Source organism: Mycetocola reblochoni REB411, assembly GCF_900163835.1.
Lineage (GTDB): Bacteria > Actinomycetota > Actinomycetes > Actinomycetales > Microbacteriaceae > Mycetocola_B > Mycetocola_B reblochoni.
The window spans coordinates 62,389-87,528 of sequence record NZ_FUKR01000032.1 but is presented as its reverse complement, the minus strand read 5'-3'; the positions used below and the strand labels follow the sequence as shown (position 1 = coordinate 87,528).

At 71.0% G+C, this 25,140-nt stretch carries 24 protein-coding genes and 1 tRNA gene; 2 read left to right on the top strand and 23 right to left on the bottom strand.

From position 1 onward, the window contains the following. Positions 1 to 26 precede the first annotated feature (26 nt). Both FM119_RS05355 and polA read right to left on the bottom strand, forming a co-directional pair. Positions 27 to 1,742, bottom strand: a complete 1,716-nt coding sequence (locus FM119_RS05355) for a DUF885 domain-containing protein (protein ID WP_087136651.1) — start codon at positions 1,740 to 1,742, stop codon at positions 27 to 29. Continuing rightward, entirely contained in the window at positions 1,742 to 4,402 is a 2,661-nt protein-coding gene (gene polA, locus FM119_RS05350) for a DNA polymerase I (protein WP_087136650.1), read from the bottom strand. Before polA ends, FM119_RS05355 begins: the two co-directional genes overlap by 1 nt. Before the next feature lie 56 nt (positions 4,403 to 4,458). Here polA and FM119_RS05345 point away from each other — a divergent pair, with 56 nt between their 5' ends. Then, positions 4,459 to 4,878: a hotdog fold thioesterase gene (locus tag FM119_RS05345; protein WP_087136649.1), complete on the top strand. Its 420-nt coding sequence runs from the start codon at positions 4,459 to 4,461 to the stop codon at positions 4,876 to 4,878. A gap of 99 nt (positions 4,879 to 4,977) precedes the next feature. Here FM119_RS05345 and FM119_RS05340 read toward each other — a convergent pair whose 3' ends face one another. Continuing rightward, complete coding sequence (locus FM119_RS05340; RefSeq protein WP_087136648.1) at positions 4,978 to 5,583, bottom strand: ANTAR domain-containing response regulator; 606 nt, start codon at positions 5,581 to 5,583, stop codon at positions 4,978 to 4,980. A gap of 37 nt (positions 5,584 to 5,620) precedes the next feature. On the opposite strand from FM119_RS05340, the gene FM119_RS05335 reads away from it, so the two are divergent. Next, positions 5,621 to 5,703 (top strand) — tRNA-Leu (locus FM119_RS05335). Positions 5,704 to 5,874: 171 nt separating this feature from the next. On the opposite strand, the gene FM119_RS13855 is transcribed toward FM119_RS05335, so the two are convergent. From FM119_RS13855 to rpoZ, 20 genes are all read right to left on the bottom strand, one after another. After that, the gene (locus FM119_RS13855) at positions 5,875 to 6,687 is read right to left on the bottom strand and encodes a hypothetical protein (protein WP_087136647.1); all 813 of its coding nucleotides are present in this window, start codon (positions 6,685 to 6,687) and stop codon (positions 5,875 to 5,877) included. Between the two features lie 131 nt (positions 6,688 to 6,818). Beyond that, on the bottom strand, positions 6,819 to 8,261 hold the full coding sequence (gene pyk / locus FM119_RS05325) for a pyruvate kinase (RefSeq protein WP_087136646.1): 1,443 nt from the start codon (positions 8,259 to 8,261) through the stop codon (positions 6,819 to 6,821). Positions 8,262 to 8,432: 171 nt separating this feature from the next. Continuing rightward, positions 8,433 to 9,395: a prolipoprotein diacylglyceryl transferase gene (lgt, locus tag FM119_RS05320; RefSeq protein WP_087136759.1), complete on the bottom strand. Its 963-nt coding sequence runs from the start codon at positions 9,393 to 9,395 to the stop codon at positions 8,433 to 8,435. 45 nt (positions 9,396 to 9,440) lie between these two features. Then, positions 9,441 to 10,226: a tryptophan synthase subunit alpha gene (trpA, locus tag FM119_RS05315; protein WP_087136645.1), complete on the bottom strand. Its 786-nt coding sequence runs from the start codon at positions 10,224 to 10,226 to the stop codon at positions 9,441 to 9,443. Further along, positions 10,223 to 11,437 carry a tryptophan synthase subunit beta gene (gene trpB / locus FM119_RS05310; protein ID WP_087136644.1) on the bottom strand — a complete coding sequence of 405 codons (1,215 nt, stop codon included), beginning with the start codon at positions 11,435 to 11,437 and terminating at the stop codon, positions 10,223 to 10,225. The genes trpA and trpB overlap by 4 nt, the downstream gene beginning before the upstream one ends. Then, positions 11,437 to 12,210 (bottom strand): indole-3-glycerol phosphate synthase TrpC, encoded by a 774-nt coding sequence (gene trpC, locus FM119_RS05305; RefSeq protein ID WP_087136643.1) that lies wholly within the window; start codon positions 12,208 to 12,210, stop codon positions 11,437 to 11,439. Before trpC ends, trpB begins: the two co-directional genes overlap by 1 nt. Before the next feature lie 4 nt (positions 12,211 to 12,214). Next, positions 12,215 to 12,445: an HGxxPAAW family protein gene (locus FM119_RS05300; protein WP_087136642.1), complete on the bottom strand. Its 231-nt coding sequence runs from the start codon at positions 12,443 to 12,445 to the stop codon at positions 12,215 to 12,217. Positions 12,446 to 12,540: 95 nt separating this feature from the next. Next, complete coding sequence (locus tag FM119_RS05295) at positions 12,541 to 13,155, bottom strand: Trp biosynthesis-associated membrane protein (protein ID WP_087136641.1); 615 nt, start codon at positions 13,153 to 13,155, stop codon at positions 12,541 to 12,543. Beyond that, positions 13,152 to 14,678, bottom strand: a complete 1,527-nt coding sequence (locus FM119_RS05290; RefSeq protein ID WP_087136758.1) for an anthranilate synthase component I — start codon at positions 14,676 to 14,678, stop codon at positions 13,152 to 13,154. The genes FM119_RS05295 and FM119_RS05290 overlap by 4 nt, the downstream gene beginning before the upstream one ends. Positions 14,679 to 14,680: 2 nt before the next feature. Further along, entirely contained in the window at positions 14,681 to 15,043 is a 363-nt protein-coding gene (hisI, locus tag FM119_RS05285; protein WP_087136640.1) for a phosphoribosyl-AMP cyclohydrolase, read from the bottom strand. Continuing rightward, positions 15,040 to 15,804, bottom strand: coding sequence for an imidazole glycerol phosphate synthase subunit HisF (gene hisF, locus FM119_RS05280; protein ID WP_087136639.1), 765 nt, complete (start codon positions 15,802 to 15,804; stop codon positions 15,040 to 15,042). Before hisF ends, hisI begins: the two co-directional genes overlap by 4 nt. Before the next feature lies 1 nt (position 15,805). Then, positions 15,806 to 16,645 carry an ATP phosphoribosyltransferase gene (gene hisG, locus FM119_RS05275; protein WP_087136638.1) on the bottom strand — a complete coding sequence of 280 codons (840 nt, stop codon included), beginning with the start codon at positions 16,643 to 16,645 and terminating at the stop codon, positions 15,806 to 15,808. 40 nt (positions 16,646 to 16,685) lie between these two features. Then, on the bottom strand, positions 16,686 to 16,949 hold the full coding sequence (locus tag FM119_RS05270) for a phosphoribosyl-ATP diphosphatase (RefSeq protein ID WP_087136637.1): 264 nt from the start codon (positions 16,947 to 16,949) through the stop codon (positions 16,686 to 16,688). A gap of 15 nt (positions 16,950 to 16,964) precedes the next feature. After that, positions 16,965 to 17,639, bottom strand: a complete 675-nt coding sequence (rpe, locus tag FM119_RS05265) for a ribulose-phosphate 3-epimerase (protein WP_087136636.1) — start codon at positions 17,637 to 17,639, stop codon at positions 16,965 to 16,967. 20 nt (positions 17,640 to 17,659) lie between these two features. Continuing rightward, positions 17,660 to 19,168 (bottom strand): RsmB/NOP family class I SAM-dependent RNA methyltransferase, encoded by a 1,509-nt coding sequence (locus tag FM119_RS05260; RefSeq protein ID WP_087136635.1) that lies wholly within the window; start codon positions 19,166 to 19,168, stop codon positions 17,660 to 17,662. Next, entirely contained in the window at positions 19,165 to 20,112 is a 948-nt protein-coding gene (locus FM119_RS05255; RefSeq protein WP_087136634.1) for a methionyl-tRNA formyltransferase, read from the bottom strand. The genes FM119_RS05260 and FM119_RS05255 overlap by 4 nt, the downstream gene beginning before the upstream one ends. A 79-nt stretch (positions 20,113 to 20,191) precedes the next feature. Beyond that, a complete protein-coding gene (locus FM119_RS05250) occupies positions 20,192 to 22,255 on the bottom strand; it encodes a primosomal protein N' family DNA-binding protein (RefSeq protein ID WP_179205215.1) in 2,064 nt (687 codons plus the stop codon). Positions 22,256 to 22,257: 2 nt separating this feature from the next. Further along, a complete protein-coding gene (metK, locus tag FM119_RS05245; protein WP_087136633.1) occupies positions 22,258 to 23,451 on the bottom strand; it encodes a methionine adenosyltransferase in 1,194 nt (397 codons plus the stop codon). Between the two features lie 134 nt (positions 23,452 to 23,585). Beyond that, the gene (gene coaBC / locus FM119_RS05240; protein WP_087136632.1) at positions 23,586 to 24,797 is read right to left on the bottom strand and encodes a bifunctional phosphopantothenoylcysteine decarboxylase/phosphopantothenate--cysteine ligase CoaBC; all 1,212 of its coding nucleotides are present in this window, start codon (positions 24,795 to 24,797) and stop codon (positions 23,586 to 23,588) included. A 30-nt stretch (positions 24,798 to 24,827) separates the two neighbouring features. After that, complete coding sequence (gene rpoZ, locus FM119_RS05235) at positions 24,828 to 25,085, bottom strand: DNA-directed RNA polymerase subunit omega (RefSeq protein ID WP_087136631.1); 258 nt, start codon at positions 25,083 to 25,085, stop codon at positions 24,828 to 24,830. Positions 25,086 to 25,140: the final 55 nt, after the last annotated feature.

The window sequence follows — 25,140 nt, the reverse complement described above, 5'->3', positions numbered from 1 at the left end:
TTGCCGACCCGTCCGCATCACGACGGCTATGGCCCGCTGGAGCCGAGGGCCTTCTCGAGGGTGTCGAGCCGCAGCCCGCCGAGCGCGAGAGCCTCCGCGTGGAAGGCGGCGACGTCGAAGTCGTCGCCGTCGCGTCGCTGCCGATCCGCACGAAGCGACTCCCAGATCCGCTGGCCCACCTTGTACGACGGTGCCTGCCCGGGCCAGCCGAGGTAGCGATTCAGCTCGAAGCGCACGAAACCATCGTTCATGTTCACGTTGCGCGAAAGGAAGTCATGCGCGTACTCGGCCGTCCATACCCCGCCACCGTCGGGGCGCTGCTTGCCCAGATGCACGCCGATATCGAGCACGACCCTCGCCGCGCGAAGCCGCTGGCCGTCGAGCATCCCCAGGCGGTCGGCGGGGTCGTCGAGGAAGCCGAGCTCGTCCATGAGCCGCTCGGCGTACAGCGCCCACCCCTCGATGTGGCCGGAGGTCCCGGCCAGCTGGCGGCGCCACCTGTTCAGCTGACCCCGGTTGACGACCGCCTGCCCGATCTGCAGATGATGGCCGGGGATGCCCTCGTGGTAGACCGTCGTCTTCTCGCGCCAGCTGTCGAACCGCGTCACCCCAGGGGGAACCGACCACCACATGGTGCCGGGGCGGGAGAAGTCGTCGCTCGGTCCCGTGTAGTAGATCCCGCCGTCCTGGGCCGTCGCGATCCGGCATCTCAGGTCGTGCAGGGGCTGGGGGATGCTGAACTGGGTTCCGCTCAGCCGGGCCAGGGCGTCGTCACTGGTGTGCTGCATCCAACGCTGAAGGGCGTCCGTGCCGGTGATGACGTAGCGTTCCTGCGTCTCAAGGAAGGCGATCGCCTCGTCCACGCCGGCGCCGGGAAGGATGCGGTCGGCTGTGGCGTTCTGCTCTGAGACCATGCGGTCGAGCTCGGCCAGCCCCCACTCGTAGCACTCGTCCAGGTCGATGCGCTGACCGAGGAACTCCTCCGAGCGCAGCGCGTAGACGTCGCGCCCCACCCCGTCTTCGCGTCGGGCTCGGGGAAGGTACTCGTCGCGGAGGCGTGCGGCGAGCCCGGCGTAGGCCGCTCTGGCCCCCGTCAACGCCTCGGTGACCGCGCTGAGGAGGGTGTCGGGAAGGGCAGCCCCCTCCGCCGCATCGGCGAGCAGGGCGAAGCCGCCGTCCGTGTCGGCCGTGGACTCGAGCTGCGCGGCGACCTCGACGACCTGGCGCGCGGCAGGCGCGCTGCCGCCATCCGCCGCGCGGTGCAGCGAGCGAAGGTAGCCGGTGAGCGCGTCGGGGACTGCGGCCGCGCGCTCGGCGATCCTCGCCCAGTCGTCCTCCCCGTCGCGGGGCATCAGGTCGAAGGCGTCCCTGATCCGCTGCGGCGGGCTCTCGATGACATTGAGATCGCCGGCGTCGAGACCGGCGTCGTGCGCGGCGAGACGCAGCCGCAGCCCCGAGCCCAGATCCGCGCGGGTCACCTCGTCGCAGGCGTCCTGGGGGCGGAGGCGGTCGAGTTCGGTTCGCGCCCGGGACAGGCGCTCGGCCGCCGCGTCCAAGCCCTCGGGCGAGAAGTCGCCGAGCCTGCCGTCGCTTCGGCGGTCGCCGAGATAGCTGCCGACGAGCGGGTCGAGCTCGATCTCCACATCGACCCAGCGCTCGGCGAACCGGTCGATCTCAGTCCAGCTCCGCTCGCCCGGCTCGGCGTTGTGCGAGTCCGAAGCGTCGACGTCCTGAGCGGGCATCAGTGACCCGCCGTATTCCAGTCGGTTCCGACTCCGAGCTGCACATCCAGTGGAACGCTGAGCTCGGCCGCACCCGACATGTGCCGCGTCACGAGCTCTCCCAGGGTGTCCGTCTCGCCGGGGGCGACATCGAAGACGAGCTCATCGTGCACCTGAAGCAGCATGCGGCTACGGAGATCCGAGGTGCGCATCTCATCGGCGATGCGCACCATGGCGATCTTCATGATGTCGGCCGCGCTGCCCTGGATCGGGGCGTTGAGGGCCGCGCGCTCCGCGTTCTCGCGCACCACGCGGTTCGGGCTGCTCAGCTCGGGGAAGGGGCGTCGACGGCCGAAGATCGTCGTGGTGTACCCGTCGGTCTTGGCCTGCTCGACGACGTGCCGGAGATAGTCGCGCACCGCGCCGAAGCGCTCGAAGTAGTCGGACATGAGCTTCTTCGCCTCCGACGACTCGATGCGCAGCTGCTTGGACAGGCCGAAGGCGCTCAGGCCGTAGGCGAGCCCGTAGGACATCGCCTTGACCTTCGAGCGCATCTCCGGGGTCACGTCGCTCGGGTCGACCCCGAAGATCCTCGCGCCGACGAAGCGGTGCAGGTCCTCCCCCTCCTTGAACGCCTGGATCAGCCCGGGATCGCCGGAGAGGTGCGCCATGATCCGCATCTCGATCTGGGAGTAGTCCGCGGTGAGCAGCGTCTCCATGCCCTCGCCCGCGTGGAAGGCGCTGCGGATGCGCCGGCCCTCCTCCGAGCGGATCGGGATGTTCTGCAGGTTCGGATCGGTCGACGACAGACGGCCGGTGGAGGCGCCGATCTGCCCGTAGGTCGTGTGGATCCGCCCGTCGGGGGCGATCGCCTTGTCGAGCGACTCGACGATCTGCCGGAGCTTGGTCGCGTCCCTGTGCTGCAGCAACAGTCCGAGGAAGGGGTGAGGGCTCTTGGCCTGCAGGTCGGCCAGGGCACCCGCATCCGTCGAGTACCCGGTCTTGTTCGCCCTGGTCTTGGGCATGCCCAGCTGGTCGAACAGGACCTCCTGCAGCTGCTTGGGCGAGCCCAGGTTGACCTCGCGGCCGATCTCCGCGTAGGCCTGCGCCGCGAGGTCGGCGGCACGGTCGCCGAGAGACGTGGACAGGGTGTGCAGCTCGTCATGGCTGACGGCGACGCCCGCGAGCTCCATCTCGGCGAGGACGGGCAGGACCGGCACCTCGATGTCGTCGAAGACCCGCAGCGAGCCCTCGTCCAGCGCCTCCCGCATGACCGGCGCGAGCCGGGACAGGAACCACGCATCGACGGCGAGCCCCGAGCCCTCGGAGGCGATCAGCTGGTTGGGGTCGCCGACCGGCAGGTCCTCCCCCAGGTACCGCCTGGCGATGCCCGCGAGATCCTTCTCCGGCGATCCCGGACGCAGCACCCAGCCGAGAAGCTCCACATCGATGATCGGTCCGGCGACCTCGAGCCCCGAGCGATGGAACGCCTTGATGAGCGACTTGGCGCCGGCCATCACGACGGGAGAGTCCCCGGTGAGCCACTCCTCGAAGGGCGCGTAATCGGCACCGTGCAGCTGCCAGGCGAGCTCGACCGACTGCTCCGCTGTCGACAGTGCCACGTCGACGACCCTGCCCTCGACCACGTCGGCCGTCAGCGCGATGCCGCAGCCGCTGGCCGCGTTGCGTTCGATCCAGGCGCGCAGCTCCTCATCGAGCAGGCGCTGCGGCTCCGGGCGCTCGGGCGCGGACGTCGGGGTCGCGCTACCGGCCTGGCTGGCTGAGGGGTCGATCCCCTCGGTCTTGAGCAGACGGTCGAGCAGCGTCCGGAACTGAAGCCGGGCGAAGATGTCGCGAACGGCCTCCTCGTCGATCGCCGAGCGGGCGAGCGACGACAGCTCGACCGGGAGCGCCAGGTCGGTGACGAGCCGGTTGAGCCGGCGGTTGCGGACGGCCCTGTCCTTGTGCTCGCGCAGGCTCTCGCCGACCTTTCCGGTGATCGCCTCGGCGTTCTCCAGGATCCCGTCGAGGCTGCCGTAGATCCCGAGCCACTTGACGGCAGTCTTTTCGCCGACCTTGGGGACTCCGGGCAGGTTGTCGCTCGTCTCGCCCACGAGCGCGGCGACGTCGGGGTACTGCTCCGGCCGGATGCCGTAGCGCTCCTGGACCTTCGCCGGGTCGTAGCGGGTGAGATCGGACACGCCCTGGCGGGACGGGTAGAGCAGTGTGACCTCGTCGTTGACCAGCTGGATGGTGTCGCGGTCGCCCGAGACGACGAGCACGCGATAGCCGGCGGCGGAACCGGTTGTCGCCAGCGTGGCGAGGATGTCGTCGGCCTCGTAGTCCTCGACCGTGATGGTCGTGATGTTCATCGCCGCCAGCGCCTCCTGCAGGAGCGGGATCTGGCCGATGAACTCCGGAGGGGTCTCGCCGCGCGTTCCTTTGTACTCCGGATACTCCCTTGTGCGGAACGAGTACCGGGAGATATCGAAGGCCACGGCGATGTGTGTGGGCTTCTCCGCCTTGAGCAGGTTGATCAGCATCGCGATGAAGCCGTGGATCGCGTTCGTGTGCTGCCCGTCCGAGGTCTGGAAGCTGTCGACCGGCAGGGCGTAGAACGCCCGGAAGGCCAGCGAGTGGCCATCGATCACGAGCAGAGTAGGCTGATTTTCATTCGACACCTGTTCAGCCTACAAGCCGCCACCGACGACGGCGCGGCAGCAGAAGGAGCACCCGCATGGACGACGGCCTCGACTACATCCGCGACCGTGGAATGGGGCAGCTCGCGGAGAAGATGGGCATGGTCTTCACCGAGTTCACCGTGGAGCGGGCGGTCGCCACGCTCCCGGTGGAGGGCAACAGGCAACCGGTCGGGCTCATGCACGGCGGTGCGTACGTCGTGCTCGGCGAATCGCTCGGCTCGATGGCGGCGAACCTCTGGGCGGGCGCCGACAGGGTCGCGGTCGGCATCGACATCAACGCCACGCACACGCGGTCGGCCGTGGACGGCATCGTCACCGGCGTGTGCACGCCGGTGCACCTCGGTCGGACGCTGACGGTGCATGAGATCGCGATCACCGACGAGCAGGGGCGGCGGTGCTCCACCGTGCGCATCACCAATCTGATCAGGTCGGTTCCGACGCAGCCGCAGCACTAGCGCCTGGCGCCAACGGCCCCGGCCGTCGACCCACGACGAGACGGGGCCGGCCACCGTGATCGGTGGCCGGCCCCGTCTGGTCGGCGGAGTCCGCCGAGCCTACTTCTTCGCGCTCAGCTGCTCGATGATCGCGTGGGCGACGTCGTGCATCGTGAGCCGGCGATCCATCGAGGCCTTCTGGATCCAACGGAAGGCCTCGGGCTCGGACAGGCCCATCTTCTCGTTCAGGAGGCCCTTCGCCCTGTCGACCAGCTTGCGGGTCTCGAAGCGCTCGACCATGTCGGCGACCTCGGCCTCGAGGGTGATGATCTGCTGGTAGCGGCTCAGAGCGATCTCGATCGCCGGGATCAGATCGTTGGGGCTGAACGGCTTGACGACATACGCCAGCGCCCCCGCCTCGCTCGCGCGCTCCACGAGCTCCTTCTGGCTGAAGGCCGTCAGCAGGACGACCGGAGCGATCTGATCCTTGTTGAGGCGCTCGGCCGCGGAGATCCCGTCGAGCTTGGGCATCTTGACGTCCATGATCACCAGGTCGGGGCGAAGCTCGGTGGCCAGGGCCACGGCGGCCTCGCCGTCGCCGGCCTCGCCGACGACATCGAAACCGTTGTCACGCAGGATCTCGACGATGTCGAGCCGGATCAGGGACTCGTCCTCAGCGACGACGACACGACGCGGTGCCGGGGAGGTTGCTTCTTGATCAGTCACGCCACGATTCTACGGTACTATCGGCACGTTGTTGTGCGCCGGTGTGGCGGAATGGCAGACGCGGAGCACTCAAAATGCTTTGTCCGTGAGGACGTGTGGGTTCGAGCCCCACCACCGGCACAACCGCCCTCCGTGGCACTCCCCCGTGACCGCGCCCGACGCGGCCCATCGATCGCGTCGTGCTGCCGGCACCCCTCATCGAGGCGCGCGTACGTGACGTCCCGGCCTCCCGGCGGCGGACGCCCGTCCGTCGCCGGGAGTGTCGCTTCGCCGCGCGATACGACGGATCGCTCAGCCCTGGGGCCAGAACGCGTCGTAGACGTGAGACGTGGAGTCGTCGATCGTGCCCTCCGAGCCGGAGGCCCACGTGGCGATCCAGATGCCGTCCCGGATGAGGGACTGCTCCTCGACCCACCAGGTGTCCCAGGTGTTCGGGTCGTCGTCGGGCTCGTCGGTCGGGCTCAGCAGCACGAGCGAGCAGAGGGTGCCCCCGTGCGCCTCGGAGCAGGTGGCCCCGTTCGCCGTCAGGAGGTCGACGGCTTCGGCCGCCTGCGCCTCGTCGACGTAGCGGACACCGTTGAAGACGCCGCCCTCGGTCGGCCCACCCCAGCGGCAGTCGAAGCCGTCCAACGAGGTCCGGAACGCCTCGACGGGTTCCTCTCTCAGGATCGGGGTCTCGGCCGTGCCCGGGTCGTTGAGGACCACATCATCGATGTTCTGCCAATACCCCGGCGTGTAGATGCTGCGGCACTCCGTCGGGTAGGAGACAGGGGCAGCCGTCGTCGGACTGGCCGAGGGCTGCTCCTGTGTGGGCGAGGGCGTGGACGACGGCGTCGCGGTCGGTGCGCTCGTCTCCGTGGCGGAGGCGTCCGTGGCGACCGGGGCCGTCGGGGCGACCGGTCGAAGCAGGGCGAAGGTCACCAGCCCCGCGACCACGGCCGCGGCCAGCAGGACAACAGGGATGACCCAGCGGCGTCGGCGTGTGGCCGTCCCATCCCCGTCCGGAGCGGTGCTCGTCGCGTCGGACGGCGCCCCCTCCGTCGGGTCGACGGCGGATGCTGGGGGCTGCTCATCCGGCTGAACGGGGTCGCGAGGGTCGGTCATGTGCTCCTGCTCTCGTGGTGCGGCGTCCACCGGCGCGGACGGCTCATGATGCAGAGCATAGGGGGCGCACAGAAACGCCGTCCCCTCCCGACAGCGTGTCGGGAGGGGACGGCGGGACCGGCGGTCGCGTGCTACTTGACGTAGGCGGGGGCCACGCCGGCGTGGGCGTCACCGACCCTGTGCACGCGGACGTCGTTGGTCGACCCCGCAATGCCGGGAGGCGAGCCGGAGATGACGACCACCTTGTCGCCCTCACGGGCGAGCTTGCCCTCGAGCAGCGCGTCGTCGACCTGGCCGAACATGGCGTCTGTGTGGGTGACGCGCTCGACGATGGAGCCCGTCACACCCCAGATGAGCGACATGCGGCGCAGCGTCTCCTCGCTCGGCGTGAAACCGATCACAGGGATCCTGCTGCGCAGCCGCGTCATGCGGCGCACGGAGTCGCCCGACTCGGTGAACACGCAGAGGAACTTGGCGCCGACGAAGTCGGCGACCTCGCTGGCCGCCAGGGTGATCGCGCCGCCCTGGGTGCGGGGCTTGGTGCCGAGCGGGGCGATGCGGTCCAGGCCGTGGTCCTCGGTCGACTCGATGATGCGGGCCATCGTCTGGACGGTGATGGTGGGGAACTCGCCGACGCTCGTCTCGCCGCTGAGCATGACCGCGTCCGCGCCGTCGAGGACGGCGTTGGCGACGTCGCTCGTCTCGGCGCGGGTCGGACGCGGGCTGGAGATCATCGACTCGAGCATCTGGGTGGCCACGATGACGGGCTTCGCCATCCGGCGGCACAGCTCGACGGCGCGCTTCTGCACGATCGGAACGGCCTCGAGCGGGAGCTCGACGCCGAGGTCGCCACGGGCGACCATGATGCCGTCGAAGGCGTCGATGATCTCCTCGAGGTTGTCGACGGCCTGCGGCTTCTCGATCTTGGCGATGACGGGGACCTTGCGGCCCTCCTCCGCCATGATCTCGTGCACGCGCTTGATGTCCTTCGCGTCGCGCACGAACGACAGCGCGATGAAGTCGGCACCGAGGTTGAGCCCCCAGCGCAGATCCGCCTCGTCCTTGTCGCTCAGCGCGGGGACGTTGACGGCGACGCCCGGCAGGTTGATCCCCTTGTTGTTGGAGACGGGGCCGGGCACGACGACCTCGGTCGTGACGACCTGGCCCTCGACGGACAGGACCTTGAGGGTGACCTTGCCGTCGTCGATGAGGAGCGGGTCGCCCGGCTTGACGTCCTGGGGCAGGCCCTTGAACGTCGTCCCGCTGATCTCGCGGTTGCCGACGATCTCCTCGGTCGTGATCTTGAAGATGTCGCCCTCGGCGAGGTTGTACGGGCCGCCCTCGAACTTGCCGAGACGGATCTTGGGGCCCTGCAGGTCGACGAGCACGGCGACCGGCTGACCGGCGTCGGCCGCGGCCTGACGGACGTTGGCGTAGACGCCCTCGTGCACGTCGTAGCTGCCGTGGCTGAGGTTCATCCGCGCGACGTTCACCCCGGCGTCGATGACGGCGCGGATCTGGTCGTAGGAGGACGTTGCGGGACCGAGGGTTGCGACGATTTTCGCGCGTCTCATAAATAAATCTCCATGATTCTGCGTTCCGCGTCAGTGGGTGCGGGTGCGTGAACGCGTGGCGGTTCCAGTGTAGGGCGAGGTCGGGCCGGGGTCAGCCCCGACCGGGGGGTGCTGCTCGTCTCGCGTGGGCGGGGCCTGCGATCGCGACCCGGATCCGGTACCCGCCCGCGCCTAGCGGGTGGGGTGGGCTGGTGCGGTGACCGGGTGCTCCGCGCCGGGAGCGTCCGTGGCGGATCCCGCCTCGGGGGCTGACACGTCGACGAAGCCGTCCACGTCGTCGTCCGCCTCGTCGGCTGCAGGGCCGCGGCCGGCGCGATAGGGCGACGTCTCCAGGCCCGGGTGCCGACGGCCCTGCACGATGAGGATGACGATGCCGAGCACGACCGCGCCCAGCGCCATCCACACGTTGATGCGCAGGCCGAGCACCACGATGCTCGGGTCGATGCGAATCGTCTCCCACACCACGCGGCCGGCGCCGTACCAGATCAGGTAGAGCGCGAAGGTGCGGCCCCACTGCAGACGCAGACGGGAACCGACCGCGATGATCGCGGCGACGCCGATGAGGTTCCAGATGATCTCGTAGAGGAACGTGGGGTGGAACAGCACGCCCTCGGGCAGGCCGATCGGGTAGGCCGGGTTGCTCGACTCAATCTCCAGGCCCCACGGCAGCGTCGTCGGCTGGCCGAAGAGCTCGTGGTTGAACCAGTTGCCGAGCCGGCCGAAGGCCTGGGCGAGCAGCAGACCCGGCGCAAGCGCGTCGGCGAAGGCCCAGAACCGGATGCCGGTCATGCGCGAGGCGATGATCGCGCCGACCGCGCCGCCGATCAGCGCGCCGAAGATCGCGATGCCGCCGGCACGGAGGTCGAACACGGCCCAGAACGGCTGGCCGATGTAATCCCCCAGGTGCGTGAGCACATGGAACGCGCGCGCCCCGATGATGCCGAGCGGAACGGTCCACAGCACGAAGTCGAGAACGACGCCGCGCTCCCCACCCCTCGCCGTCAGCCGACGGTCGGTGAGCAGCGCCGCGGCGATGATGCCGGCGAGGATGCACAGGGCGTAGAAGTACAGCGGGAACGGGCCGATCGAGAAGTGGTTGACGCTCGGGCTCGGGATGCTCAGAGGGAAGCTCATCGCGATGCGCACCTTTCGTGCTGCGGGTGGGGTGGTGAAGTCAGGTCAGGAGGTGCGTGCGGTGCCGGTGGCCAGCTCGGCCGCCACGCGTGCGACCTCGTCGACGCCGCGCTCCAGCGCGGACACCAGAGCCGAGCCGACGATCGCACCGTCGGCGTACTCGAGCACCTGGGCGACCTGCTCGGCGGTGGAGATACCCAGGCCGACGCAGGCGTTCTCGACACCGTGCGCGCGCAGGCGGCCGACGAGGGTCCGCGCGGCCGAGTCGACGTCGCTCCTGGCCCCGGTGATGCCCATCGTCGAGACCGTGTACACGAACCCGCGGCTCTCCGACACGACGGTGTCGAGCCGGGCATCGGTCGAGCTCGGCGCGGCGAGGAACACCCGGTCCAGCCCGGTGCGCTCCGACGCGGCGAGCCAGTCGCCGGCCTCGTCGGGGATCAGGTCGGGGGTGATCAGGCCGGAGCCGCCCGACTCGAGCAGCTCGTCCGCGAAGCGGTCCACGCCGCGCTGCCTGACCAGGTTCCAGTACGTCATCACCAGGACCGGCACGTCGACCTGGGCGGTGATGCGCCTGATCGCCTCGAAGGTGTCAGAGACGTGGAAGCCGGCGTTGAGCGCCCGTTGCGTCGCCGCCTGGATGACCGGGCCGTCCATGACCGGGTCGGAGTACGGGATGCCCAGCTCAATGACGTCGACGCCGCTCTCGGCGATGGCAACGGCGGCGTCCACGCTGCGGTCGAGGTCAGGGAAACCGACGGGGAGGTAGCCGATGAGCGCTCCCGCCGCGTCGGCGTTGCGCTGGATGATGCGTTCGGAGACCCCGGTCACGACTGCGTTGCTCCCTCGTCGATGAGCCGGAAGTACTCCCCGGCCGTGGTCATGTCCTTGTCTCCCCTGCCGGACAGGCTGACCAGGACCGTGTCGTCCTCGCCGAGCTCCTGCCCGAGGCGGATCGCCCCGGCGAGGGCGTGCGCGGACTCGATGGCGGGGATGATGCCCTCGGAGCGGCTGAGCGTGAGCAGGGCGTCCATCGCCTCGGCGTCCGTGACCGCCCGGTAGCTGGCCCTGCCGGTGTCGGCGAGCCAGGCGTGCTCGGGACCGACGCCGGGATAGTCGAGCCCGGCGGAGATCGAGTGCGACTCGATCGTCTGGCCGTCCTCGTCCTGGAGCAGGAAGCTGTTCGTCCCGTGCAGCACGCCGGGGCGGCCCTTGGTGATGGTCGCGGCATGCCGCGGCGTGTCCACGCCCTCGCCTCCGGCCTCGAAACCGAACAGCGCGACCCCCGGGTCGTCGAGGAAGGCGTGGAAGATCCCGATCGCGTTCGACCCGCCCCCGACGCAGGCGGCGACGGCCGTGGGCAAAGCCCCGGTGCGGGCGAGCATCTGCTCCCTGGCCTCCTCGCCCACGACCTTCTGCAGGTCGCGGACCATCGCGGGGAAGGGGTGCGGGCCGGCCACCGTGCCGAAGATGTAGTTGGTCGTCTCGACGTTGGTGACCCAGTCGCGCATCGCGTCGTTGATCGCGTCCTTGAGGGTGCGTGATCCTGCCTTGACGGCGACGACCTCGGCACCGAGCAGCCGCATCCGCGCGACGTTGAGCGCCTGGCGCTCGGTGTCGACCTCGCCCATGTAGACGACGCAGTCCAGACCGAACAGGGCCGCGGCCGTCGCGGTCGCCACCCCGTGCTGGCCCGCGCCCGTCTCGGCGATCACCCGGGTCTTCCCGATCCGCTTGGTGAGCAGTGCCTGGCCGAGCACGTTGTTGATCTTGTGCGAACCGGTGTGGTTCAGGTCCTCACGCTTGAGGAAGATGCGTGGCCGACTGCCGACGGCCTGCTGGAAGCGGGGAACCTCGGTCAGCCGCGAGGGGCGGCCGACGTAGTTGTCGAGCAGCTCGTCGAGCTCAGAGTGGAAGGCGGGGTCGGCCTTGGCGTCCTCCCACGCCAGGGTCAGCTCGTCCAGCGCGGCGACGAGCGACTCGGGAACGTACCTCCCACCGAAGTCGCCGAAGTACGGCCCGGTCTCATCGCGAAGTGCCACTATCCCACCGCCAGAAAATCGTTGAGCGTCGTCACCGGGTCCCCGGTGACCAGAGCCTCGCCGATGAGGACGACATCAGCGCCGGCCTGCCGGTACGCGGCCACGTCGTCGGGTGTGGACACCGCCGACTCGGCGATGCGCACGACGCCGGCGGGGATCTGCGGGGCGAGGGTGCCGAACAGCGCGCGGTCCAGCTCGAAGGTCGACAGGTTGCGCGCGTTCACACCGAGGAGCTCCGCACCGACGTCGAGCGCCCGCTCCACCTCGTCGGCGCTGTGCGTCTCAACGAGCGCGGCCATGCCCAGCTCCCTCGTCTCGTCGTGCAGTCGTCTCAGCTCGTCCTGCTCGAGGCCGGCCACGATGAGCAGCACGATGTCCGCTCCTGAGGCCCGGGCCTCGAGGACCTGGTACGAGCTGGAGATGAAGTCCTTGCGGAGCACGGGGACGGACACGGTCTCCCGAACCGACTCCAGGTCGGCGAGCGAGCCCTTGAAACGGCGGCCCTCGGTGAGGACGCTGATCGCGCTCGCGCCGCCGAGCTCGTAGCTGGCGGCCAACTGCGCAGGGTCGGGGATGTCGGCGAGGTCGCCGCGCGACGGTGATGCACGCTTGACCTCGGCGATCACCTTCACCCGGTCGGAGGGGGCGAGCGCGTGGAGGGCGTCCAGGGGGGCGCGTCGGGCGAGGGCGTCGGCACGGACGGCCGACAGCGGGCGGGCCAGCTCGCGCTGCCGCGCATCCTCGGCGGCGCCCGCCATCAGATCGGTGAGCACGGCGTCAGTGGCCCTTCGGCTGGTACTTCGGACCGTTCACGCCGTAGCCGGCCTTCGCCAGGATCGGCCCGAGGGCCGCCCCGACCAGAAGGATGGCGACGCCGACCCAGAAGGCCGGCCACGAGTCGACGAAGAGGGCGACCGTTCCCACGACGAACGCGACAAGCATCACGATGACGCAGACCCATGCTGCGGGCGAATGCCCGTGGCCGAGGTCGTCCAGCTCGCTGCTCATGTAACTCCTTTGAAGTCGGATGGGTGTCACCTCAGTCTAGACCGCTCGGTGCGGCGGTCGACGACGCCGACGCGGCCGGGCGCCGCGGCGGTGCGTCAGCGGGTGGGGTCCTCGCCCCTGCTGAGCTCGTCCCAGCCGTCGATCGCGTCGACAGGGCCGGAGCGCACAGTGGTGCCCCGCGGGGAGGCGTCGTACTTGCGCGTCGCCGTCGGCCAGCGCGACGCGGACACGACGACCACGGCACCGGCGATGATCAGCAGGGCACCGCACACGAGGGTGAGCCACGGCCACGGCGTGGCCTGTGCGCCCGTCACGATGCGCGCGACCGACTCCGCCCCGGCGATGCCCGTCCTCTCCGTCACGGCGGGGGCGGCGGCGGCGCCGGGATCGGACAGCACCGTCGCGGTCGCCACGGTGACGGCCAGCCCGGTCAGCGTCAGCACGACGCCGAGCACGACGCGCCACACCCGCCCGACGAGCGCGAGAGCCGCCACGAGTGCGAGGCCGGTCAGACCGAGCCCGGCCAGGACCGGCAGGAGGGTCTGGCCGTCCGCGGGCAGCGACTCGACGACGCCAGGCTCCGGCTCGATGGTGACGGCGTACCACTGCTGCGTCGCCCCGATGAGGGCGAGCCCGCTCGTCACGAGGGTGACCAGGAGGACGAGGGACTTGATCCGCCTGGTCGCCGGGGTCCGGCTGGCCGAGCTCACCGTCGCACCAGCGTGTTGGCGATGGCGACGGCACGCAGCGGAGCGGCGGCCTTGTTCACCGACTCCTGGAACTCGGACTCGGGGACCGAGTCCGCGACGAGACCGCCACCGGCCTGGACGTACGCCGTCCCGGCGGCGATCGTCGCCGTCCGGATGGCGATGGCCAGATCGAGGTCACCGGAGTGCGCGAAGTACCCCACCACTCCCCCATAGACGCCCCGGCCGGCCGGCTCGAGCTCGTCGATGATCTCCAAGGCGCGTGGCTTGGGCGCGCCGGAGAGCGTTCCGGCGGGGAACGTGGCCTTGAACACGTCGATCGGCCCGGCATCGCTGCGGACATCGCCCTCGACGGAGGAGACCAAATGCATGATGTGGCTGAACCGCTCGATGCGCATGAACTCGCTCACCTCGACGCTGCCCGCCCGGCAGACGCGAAGCAGGTCGTTGCGTGCGAGGTCGACGAGCATGAGGTGCTCCGCGCGCTCCTTGTCGTCGGCGGCGAGCTCGGCGGCGAGCTCCGCGTCCCTGTCGGGCGTCTCGCCGCGGGGTTTCGAACCGGCGATGGGGTGCGTGAACGCCCGGCCGTCCTGGACCTTCACCAGCGCCTCGGGCGAGGAGCCCACCACGGAGTAATCGTTGCCCTTCGCGTCGACGAGCGAGAGCAGATACATGTACGGGCTCGGGTTGAGCGAGCGCAGGATGCGGTAGACGTCGAGCGGGTCGGCCTGCGTCGGCACCTCGAAGCGCTGGGAGATGACGACCTGGAAGATGTCGCCGTCGACGATGTACTCCTTGGAGCGCTCCACGGCCGCGAGGAAGTCGGCACGCTCCGTCCGGTGCTCCGGATCGGGCAGAGCGGCGGTGTCGGCCAGCCCCAGCCAGCTCACGGCCGGCTCCGCGAGGCGCCGCTCCAGCTCGTCCAGCTCGGCCTGGGCCGTGGCCCACAGCTCGTCGGCGTCGCCGTCGCCGTCGGTGAGGACGGTGGTGATGAGCTGGACCGTTCCGGACCGGTGGTCGAGGACGGCGAGCTGCGACACGAAACTCAGCGCCTGCCCGGGGACGGGGATCTCGCGCGGAGGGGCGTCGGGAAGCGACTCGATCTGACGGATCGCATCCCAGCCGATGAAGCCGACCAGTCCCCCGCTGAGCGGCGGCAGGCCAGCGATAGCCGGAGTCCGCCAGCGCTCGAGCACTCGGGCCACCGCATCGAGCGGCGCCAGGCCCTCCACATCGCCGAGGGCACGCTCGGCGTCCAGGGGTGATCCCTCGCCCCTCTGCCACACGAGCCGTCCGTCGTCGTCCGTGAGCACCCCGAAGCTCGCCGCGCCGACGAAGGAGTACCGCGACCAGATCCCGCCCTGCTCAGCCGACTCCAGCAGGAAGGTCCCCTGTCGGCCGGCCGCCAGCTTGCGGTAGACCCCGACGGGCGTCTCGCCGTCGGCGAAGAGCTCCCGCACGACGGGGACGACGCGGTGCCCGTCCAGCAGCTCGTCGAAGCGGGTCCTGCTCGTGGTGTGCGGCATGGTCATGCGGTCTCCCCCCTGTCACCGAGCACGGCGTCGAAGGCGCGCTCGTCGAAGCAGCTGTGGTCGCCGGTGTGGCACGCGGCACCCACCTGGATCGCTCTGACCAGGACCGTGTCCCCGTCGCAGTCGAGCCTGACATCCCTGACGTACTGGGCGTGCCCGGAGGTGTCGCCCTTCCTCCAGTACTCCTGGCGGGAGCGCGACCAGAACGTGACCCTGCCCTCGGTGAGGGTGCGCCGCAGCGCCTCGTCGTCCATGTAGCCGAGCATCAGCACGTCGCCGGTGCCGTCCTCCTGCACGATCGCGGGTACCAGCCCGTGCTCGTCCCAGCGCACCGCCGTGGCGTCGACCGTCGTGCTCATGACCTGACCTCGATCCCGTCCTGCGCCAGCGCCTGCTTGACCTGGCCGATGCTGAAGGTGCCGGAGTGGAACACGCTCGCGGCGAGCACGGCGTCCGCTCCCGCGCGGACCGCGGGGGCGAAGTGTTCGAGCCTGCCCGCACCCCCCGAGGCGATGACCGGCACCTGGGCGATGGCGCGGACGTCGCGGAGCAGCTCGATGTCGAAGCCCTCCGTCGTGCCGTCCGCGTCGATCGAGTTGACCAGCAGCTCCCCCGCACCCCGTTCGACCGCCTCCGCCGCCCAGGCGAGCGCATCGATCCCGGCGTTGCGCCTGCCGCCGTGGGTGGTCACGGCGAAACCGGACGGCTGCGCGGGGTCGCGCATGATGTCGAGGGAGAGCACGAGCACCTGGTTGCCGAAACGGTCGGCGATCTCGTCGACGAGCCCCGGCCGCGCGATCGCGGCGGAGTTCACGCCCACCTTGTCCGCCCCGCTGGCCAGCAGCCGGGACACGTCCTCGGCGCTGCGCACGCCCCCGCCGACCGTCAACGGGATGAACACCTGCTCGGCCGTGGCCGTCACCATCTCATAGGTGGTCGCACGGTTGTCGACGGTCGCGGTCACGTCGAGGAAGGTGAGCTCGTCCGCCCCCTGCTCGTAGTACCGCCTGGCCAGCTCGACCGGGTTCCCGGCATCACGGAGGTTCTGGAAGTTGACGCCCTTGACGACCCGGCCCTCCGCGACGTCCAGGCACGGGATCACCCGGGTGACCACGGCCATGTCAGAGCCTTGCCGCGTGGATGGGGCTGACGAGGATGGCCCTGGCCCCCAGCTCGTACAGCTCGTCCATGATCTGGTTCGTGTCCGCCCGGGAGACCATCACGCGCACCGCGACCCACTCGGGGTCCTTCAGCGGCGACACCGTCGGCGACTCGATGCCGTGGGCCACCTCGGTCGCCCGGTCGAGCAGCGCCAGAGGGAGGTCGTAGTCCATGATCACGTACTTGCGGGCCACCAGGACGCCCTGCAGGCGGCGCAGCAGCGTGTCCTGCCCGGCGCGGGGCTCCGGCGAGCCGATGAGGACGGCCGTCGAGTCGAGGATGACGGGGCCGAAGATCTCCAGACCCGCCTTGCGGAGGGTCGCGCCGGTCGACACGACGTCGGCGACGGCGTCGGCCACGCCGAGCTGCACCGCGGACTCGACCGCTCCATCGAGCTTGACGAGCTCGGCCTCGACGCCGTTCGACCGGAGGAAGTCACCGACTAGCCCGGGGTAGCTCGTCGCCACCCTGACGCCCTGGAGATCGGTGAGAGCGCGGAACCGCCCGCTCGGGCCGGCGAAGCGGAAGGTGGAGTCGGCGAAGTCGAGCGCGTGGACCTCGCGCGCCGCTGAGCCGGAATCCAGCAGCAGGTCACGGCCGGTGATGCCGACGTCGAGGGCGCCCGAACCGACGTAGGTGGCGATGTCGCGCGGCCGGAGGAAGAAGAACTCGACGCCGTTACGGGCGTCGACGAGGTGCAGCTCCTTCGGGTCGCGGCGGCCGGCGTAGCCGGCCTCGCTGAGCATGACGGAGGCGGTTTCGGACAGCGACCCCTTGTTGGGGACGGCGATTCTGAGCATGGTGGTTCGCTTTCGGCGGGGGTGGGTGACGGGCGGCCGATCAGAGATGTCGGTACACGTCCGCCGGCGTGAGCCCCTTCGCGACCATGAGCACCTGCAGGTGGTAGAGCAGCTGGGAGATCTCCATCGCGGTGTTGTCGTCGGTCTCGTACTCGGCGGCCATCCAGACCTCCGCGGCCTCCTCAACGATCTTCTTGCCGATCGTGTGGACACCGCCGTCAAGCTCCCTGACGGTGCCCGAGCCCTCGGGACGCTCAGCGGCGATGCGGGTCAGCTGGGCGAAGAGCTCGTCAAAATCTTTCACGCCTCAATCGTAGCGTCAGGCGGGCCGGTGCTGGTGACCGGCGGCGAGCTCGCGCAGCCTGCCGATCATGGCCCCCGGGTGCTCAGCGCCGAAGACGGCGGAGCCCGCGACGAAGGTGTTCGCGCCGTTCTCCGCAGCGATGGCGATCGTGTCGGCGCTGATGCCGCCGTCGACCTGGAGCCGCAGCTCCACGCCCGCGTTCCTCGCCCGCTCGGCGAGCGTGCGCAGCTTCGGCATGGTCTCCGGCATGAACGACTGCCCGCCGAAGCCGGGCTCCACCGTCATCACCAGCACGAGGTCGAAGGCGGACAGGTCGTCAAGGTAGGGCTCGAGCGGCGTTCCCGGCTTGATCGCGACACCCGCGGCGGAGCCGATCTGACGGAGCCGCCTGGCCAGCGCCACCGGGTCCGCCGAGGCCTCGGCGTGGAACGTCACGCTCGCCGCGCCGAGCTCGGCGTACTCGGGCGCCCAGCGCTCGGGGTCGTCGATCATCAGATGCACGTCGAGGGGGACGGGCGAGACGTCCTGGATCCGGGCCACCATCTGCGGGCCGAAGGTGAGGTTCGGGACGAAGTGATTGTCCATGACGTCGACGTGAACGAAGTCGGCGTCGCTGATCCGCTCGAGCTCGGCCTGCATGTTGACGAAGTCGGCGGAGAGGATGCTCGGGTGGATGTACGTCGCGGTCACCGCTCAAGCCTAGCGGCGGCTCAGGCGCGTTTGCGCACCAGCGCGAGGAACATCGCATCGGTGCCGTGCCGGTGCGGCCAGAGCTGGACGGTCGCCCCCTCGCCCTCCCTCAGCGGCTCGCCGAGCGGAAGCTCCGCGCGGGTCAGGCCAGCGAGCACCCCCGGGGCGTCGAGCAGCTCTGCCGCGCCACCCCACTGCATGAGCGCCGTGCTCACGATCCCCCGCGTCTCGGCGATGTGGGGCGAGCAGGTGACGTATGCCAGCACACCGCCGGGGACGAGGGCGTCGAACGCCGAGCGGATCAGCGCGAGCTGTATCAGGCCGAGCTCCGCGACGTCGGAGGGGTGCTTGCGCCAGCGTGCCTCGGGCCGGCGCCTCAGCGCCCCCAGGCCCGTGCACGGCGCGTCGACGAGGACGCGTGCGTAGCGCTCGCCCCGCTGCTGACCGATCATCGTGCCGTCGCCGACGGTCACCTCGACGGGGAGGGGGACGGCCGAGACGGCGCGGCGCACCAGGCCGGCCCTGGCCGGAACCAGCTCGACGGCGTCGAGCTCGGCCCCGGCCGCGAGGGCACGGGCGGCCAGCAGCGCGGTCTTGCCGCCGGGACCCGAGCACAGGTCGAGCCAGCGCTCCGCGGTGATCGACGGGTCCACCGGAGCTGCGGCGAGGGCGAGGGCGACGAGCTGCGACCCCTCGTCCTGGACCCGCAGGCGGCCATCGCTCGAGGTGACCAGCTGATCGGGGTCGCCACCTGCGGAGCGGAACCCCACGGGGCTGTACACGTCGGCCGTGGCGCCCTCCGGCGCGGCCGCGAGCCCCGGCAGGGCGACGAGGTTCACCGCGGGGGCCTCGTTGTCCGAGGCCAGCAACGCAGCGAGCTCGTCCTCCCTGCCCTCGGCACGCAGGGACTGCCGGAACGCGCGCACGATCCACGCCGGGTGGGCGGTCGCCCGTGCCGCGGCCTCGTCCGGCGAGGTCGCGTCGGCGACGATGCGGTCCGTCCAGTCCTCCGGGGCGGTCCGCGAGACCGTGCGCAGCACCCCGTTGACGAAGCCGCTCGCCGCCGGCTTGCCGCGCTCCCTCGTGAGGAGGACGGACTCGTCGACGGCGGCGTGGTCCGGCACCCGGGTGTTGAGAATCTGGTGGACGCCCAGCCGGAGGACGTCCTGCACCTCGACATCGATCCGGTCGAGGGAACGCCCGGCGGCCTGCTCGATGACGGCGTCGTAGTAGCCACGCAGCCGCAGCGTCCCGTAGCAGAGCTCCGTCGCCAGGGCGGCGTCGGCCCTGCTCAGCTTCGCCCTGTCGATCTCGACGGGAAGCAGCAGGTTGGCGTACGCGTCGTCGACGGTGACGGCATGCAGGACCCGGTAGGCGACTCGGCGGGCGGGCGCGGCCAACCGGACGGGCGCGTCGGACGGCCCCGGCCCGCGCCGGGGACGACCGCTGCGCGGACCCGCCGCGTGCCTGCCCTGCTCGCGACCCTGGCGGGAACGCCCGCCGCGTGCGTTGTTGTCGTTCGTGCTCATGCGACCTCGACCTCCTCGACGCCCAGACCGCGCCACCAGTCGGCGGCGGTCATGCGCTGTTTCCCTGCGGGCTGCACCTCGACGAGTTCGAGCGCGTCGTCCGCCGTCCCGAGCAGGATGCGGCCCCGGACCCGTCGGATCGTTCCGGGTTCGATCCGGGCCCGGTCGGACACCTCGTCGTCGCTCGTCGTCGCGGCGTCGGCACGGCGGAGCGAATGGATCTTCACGCGGTCTTCGCCGAGCATGACGAACGCGCCCGGCTCCGCGGTGACGCCCCGGTACCGGGCCAGGACGGCCTCGGCGCCGAGGCGCGGGTCGAGCAGCCCGTCGGCGGCGGTCAGCTTGGCGGCGTGGCTCGGCTCCCCCCGCTGAGGCACGGCCGTGGCCGTTCCCGTCTCGATCCCGTCGACGACGTCGACGACGCGGTCCGCGCCGATGCCCGCCAGTCGCGGGAGCAGCTCGGCGGCGGTCGCCCCGTCTGTGTTCTCGACGGCACGGGTGTCGTACAGGTCCCCGGCGTCGAGCTGCTCGACCAGGCTGAACACCGAGACGCCGAGCCCCTCACCGCCCGCGATGAGGGAGCGCTGCAGCGGCGCGGCGCCGCGCCAGGCGGGGAGAAGGGAGAAGTGGAGGTTGATCCAGCCGAAACGGGGCAGATCCAGCAGCCGCCGCCTGACCAGGGCGCCGTAGGCGACGACCACGCCGAGGTCCGGATCCAGGCGGGCGATCTCGTCGGTCACCGCATCGTCGAGCCGTGTGGCCTTGATGACGGGGAGCCCGAGCTCCGCGGCCGCGACGGCGACGGGGCTCGGGGTGAGCACGCGCTTGCGGCCGACGGGCGCGTCGGGCCTGGTCACGACGGCCACGATCTCGTGCGCCGTGCCGTGCAGCGCTGTCAGACTCGGGACGGCGGCGTCCGGTGTTCCGGCGAAGACGATCCTCACGGTGTGCTCTCCCCTTCGGGTGGCTGGTCGGTCGCGACGGGAGGGCGCGCGCCGGATGGTCGGGGGCGGGGCGTTCGGTTCATGCGACGACGTCGGGGTCGTCGAACCTGACCCTCAGTTTAGGCCGCGCACGGGCGCGCTCCGTGCCGGGCACGGCCGGTCGTCTGGCGGTCGCCTCGCGGATGAGGGCGGCCTTCAGCACAGCGGCGAGCTCATCGCCGGCGCCGTAGGGGAACCGGACGATGACGCGCATGCCCTCGATGTCGGGCATCGGACCGAGGACGGCGCCGGACGGAAGGGGCGGCAACGCCTCGACCGCGCGCTCCACGGGCGCCGCATCGCCGCTGATCGTCAGCGCCCTGACGGCGGGGGGGAAGTGCAGCTCCGCCCGGTCGGCGAGCTCTGCGGCCGCGAAGCGGTCCCCCGCGCCGGTCGCGAATGCCGCGGCGAGGCGACCGCCGACCCCCACGAGCACCACCTCGCCGTCGGGGGCGGCCAGCGCGGCGGCGTTGCTCCACCAGCGCATCGCGTCCTCGGCGATGCGCAGCGACTCCGCCTGCAGCATCCGCTCCCCGTCGAGCAGCAGAACGGCACGATAGCCCCCGTCGACGAGGGGCTCCGCCCCGCGCGTGGCGACGACGAGTGCCGGGGCGTCGCCGAGCCTCGGCAGCGGCCGCTCACCGTCGGAGACGTAGACGCGCGTGCGGGGGAACGCGCGCCCGAGCTCCTCGGCGGTGCGGACCGTCCCCCTGCTGGACATGCGGATGTGCGTCCCCGAGCAGTGCGGGCAGTGCCAGTCGGTGGCCAGCGCTCCGCACCAGGCGCACGAGGGTGTGCTCTCCGTCGACGACAGCTGCAGCGGTCCGGCGCACACCGTGCAGCGCGCGGGTGCCCCGCAGTCCCCGCAGGCGAGCCCCGGCGCGTAGCCGGGCCTGGCCACCTGCAGCAGCACGGGACCGGTCTCGATGGCCGCCCTGGCCCTCCGCCAGGCGGACGGCGGGATGCGCTGGCCCCTGTGCTCATCCCCCGCGCCGTCGCCGACGACGACGCGCGCGCGCCGGTCGGGGCCGGAGCGCAGCGCGCGCAGGAAGCGGAGCTCGACGAGACGCTGCGTGTCGACGCTCGGGGTGTGGTGGGCGAACAGGAGGGCCGCCCCCTGCTGCCGCTGGCGGAGCAGGGCGACGTCCCTCGCGTGCGCGCCGGGGGCCAAGGGTTCACGGTGCAGCGGATCGCCGTCGTCCCAGACGGCGATGAGACCGGGGTCGACGGCTGCGGCGTAGAGCACGGAGCGGTTGCCGATGATGACCAGGGGACGACCCTCGAGCGTCGCCAGGAAGGCGCGGTAGCGCTCGGGGCCGGACTGGGCCGCATCCAGGCGCACGACGTGGTCCGCGGCCGGTGTTGCGGCGAGGGCCGTCGCGAGCACGTCGAGGTCGCGGTGGTCGGGGACGGCGATGAGCGCGCTGCGGCCGTCGGCGTGGACGGCTGCGGCCGCGGCGGCGAGGGTCAGGGCCCAGGAGCCCACCCACTCCCCCGTCGCCGTCTGCTCGACGACCGGCGTGCAACTCACCGCGAGGCGCTGCCCGGCCCGGACGGCCGCCATCAGCTCGGCGTGGTCCGCGGTCGCCGCGCCCTCCGGCGGGACATCGACATCGGCCCCGTCGGTGACCGGAGCAGCAGAGTCGTCCGCGCCCGCCCCGCCCGCCGTGGGGGTCGTGGCGCGCGGCTCCGGTCCCGTGGCGGCGCCGGTCGGGTCGTCGCCCACGCCGCCGACGGCCGCCCTCTCGCTGAGCCAGGCCTTCTCGACCCGCACTTGACGCTTGGGGATCGCCAGCCGCAGCACGTCGGAGGCCGTTCCCGCCTGACGGTCGGCGACCGCCCGCGCGAGACGCCAGACCTCCGGCGCCAGCACCGGCGCCGAGGACACCAGCTGCTCGATCGGGGCGAGCGTGCCGGAGAAGTCGCTGCTGTCGACGCAGTCGACGACGTAGCCGGAGGCGATGCGTCCCCCCGTTCGCAAAGGAACGCGCACCCGGACACCGGGACGGACCCCGGCCATGTCGTCGGGGATCCGGTAGTCGAGCAGCCGGTCCAGCTGCGGCAGCGGCGAATCGATCACCACCCTGGCGACCGAGGCCGGCACGGTCAGAGTCCGGCGGCCGCGCGCAGCTCGTCGACGCGGTCCAGTCGCTCCCAGGTGAACTCGGGGAGCTCCCGGCCGAAGTGACCGTAGCTGGAGGTGAGCCGGTAGATCGGACGGAGCAGGTCGAGGTCGCGGACGATCGCCGCCGGACGCAGGTTGAAGACCTCCCTGATCGCCCGGACGATCTGCTCGTCGGGCAGGTGACCGGTGCCGAAGGTCTCGACGTAGAGACCGACGGGGGCCGCCTTGCCGATCGCGTATGCCACCTGCACCTCGAGCCGGTCGGCGAAGCCGGCGGCGACGGCGTTCTTCGCGACCCAGCGCAGTGCGTAGGCGGCCGAGCGGTCGACCTTCGACGGGTCCTTGCCGCTGAACGCTCCGCCTCCGTGGCGGGCGGCTCCGCCGTAGGTGTCGATGATGATCTTGCGGCCGGTCAGGCCGGCGTCGCCCTTCGGCCCCCCGATGACGAAACGGCCCGTCGGGTTGATGATGCGGGTCACGTCGCTCACGTCCAGGCCCGTCGTCGCCAGCACCGGGTCGATGACGTGCTCGTTGATGTCGGCACGCAGCTGCTCGGTGGTGACGTCCTCGTGGTGCTGGGTGGAGAGCACGACCGTGTCGACCGTGACCGGGACGGTCCCGTCGTAGCCGATGGTGACCTGGGTCTTGCCGTCGGGGCGCAGGTACCACAGTGTGCCGTCCCTGCGCACCTGCGTCAGACGCTCGGCCAGACGGTGGGCGATGTGGATGGCCGTGGGCATGTAGACGGGGGTCTCGTTCGTGGCGTAGCCGAACATGATCCCCTGGTCGCCCGCGCCCTGCCGGTCCAGCTCGTCGTCGCTGGACTGCTCCCTCGACTCGAACGCCGCGTCGACGCCCTGGGCGATGTCGGGCGACTGCTGCCCGATCGACACCGTCACGCCGCAGGAGGCGCCGTCGAAGCTGACGTCGGAGCCGGTGTACCCGATCCCCGTCACCACGTCGCGGACGATCGCGGGGATCTCGACGTAGCCGGTCGTGCTCACCTCGCCGGCGACGTGCACGAGACCCGTCGTGACGAGCGTCTCGACGGCCACCCGGCTGTGGGGGTCGGCCGTGAGCAGCGCGTCGAGGATGGAGTCGGAGATCTGGTCGCAGATCTTGTCGGGGTGGCCCTCGGTCACGGACTCGGAGGTGAACAGGCGCAGATCGGTCACGGTGGATCCTTCAGAAAAGTTCGGTGGTTGTCAGGTGCGGCCCCGCACGGCACGGGGTTCGCGGCGCGGGGTTCGCCGAGCGGTGGCGGGGCGCGCCCCGACCGTCGGCGCCGACCCGGCGTGAAGTCGCCGGATCACCGCGGTGTCGCCGGCTCCGAGGCGGTACCGGTGACGGCATCCAGGATGCGGTCGGCCACCGACAGCTTGTCCCCTGCAGCCGTGGCAACTATATCGCCGGACGCGTCGATCACGATGACGCTGTTACGGTCCTCGACGAAGCCGTGGTCGACGCCCACACTGTTGAGGACGAGGAAATCGGCTCCCTTGCGTTCGCGCTTCGCACGTCCACGCCTGAGCAGCTCGTCGGCGTCGTCGACGGTCTCCGCGGCGAAGCCGACGACGCGCTGACCCTCGGGAGCGGTCCGGACCAGGCCGCGCAGGATGTCGGGGTTCTGCACGAGATCGAGCGCGAGCGCCTCCCCGGTGTCCTGCTTGCTGATCTTGCGATCGCTCGCGACGGCGACGCGGAAGTCGGACACGGCCGCCGCCATGACGACCACGTCCGCCGCCGGCTGCTCGGCCACGAGCGCGGACTCGAGCTCGGCCGCGCGCGACACCTCGATCGTGCGCACGCCCGCGGGGACGGGGACCTCCAGGTGGGCGGCGACGAGGGTGACCTCGGCACCCCTCGCCCGCGCGGCGGCGGCGATGGCGACGCCCTGACGCCCGCTGGAGCGGTTGCCGATGAAGCGCACCGGGTCGATCGGCTCCCGCGTCCCGCCCGCGGAGACCAGAATCCGCGTGCCGGCGAGGTCACGCCTTGTCGAGACGACGGCGTCCAGCTCGGCGAGGATGACCTCGGTATCGACGAGCCGCCCCTCGCCGGAGTCGGAGCCGGTCAGCCGCCCCGTCCCCGGGCCGACGATGCGCGCGCCCCGCTCGGTCAGGCGGGCGATGTTCGCCCTGGTCGCCGCATTCCGCCACATCTCCGTGTGCATCGCCGGGGCGATGATCAGCGGGGCCGTGGAGGCGAGGACGGTGTTCGTCAGCAGGTCGTCCGCGAGACCGGCCGCCAGGCGCGCGATCGTGTTCGCCGTCGCGGGGACGATGAGGATCGCGTCCGCGCCCTGCCCGAGCGCCACGTGCCTGACCTCGGCGACGCCGGTGAACAGATCGGTGTGCACCTCCGCGCGCGAGATCGCCTCCCAGGTGGGGAGCCCGACGAAGCGCAGCGCCGCCTCCGTGGGGATCACCTGGACGTCGTGGCCGCCCTCAACGAGAGAACGGATGACACCGACCGCTTTGAACGCGGCGATGCCACCCGTCACCCCGACGACGATCCTCACAGCGATCGTCCCAGTGCGCGCATCGGAGTGCTACTCGCTGATCGGCTTCAGGACGAGCTTGTCCTCGTTGATCTCGTGCAGAGCCACCGACAGCGGCTTGTCCTCGACGTTGGAGTCGACGAGCGGTCCGACGTTGTCGAACAGGCTGCCCTCCTGCAGGTCGGCGTAGTAGTCGTTGATCTGGCGGGCCCGCTTGGACGCGAAGATGACCAGCGCGTACTTCGAGTCGACGCGGGCGAGCAGCTCGTCGATGGGCGGGTCGATGATTCCGGTGAGCTTGTCAGCCACGTGGTCACACTCCTTGAGTGGGTGTCGAAAGCGGGAACGATGCCGGGACGCCGAG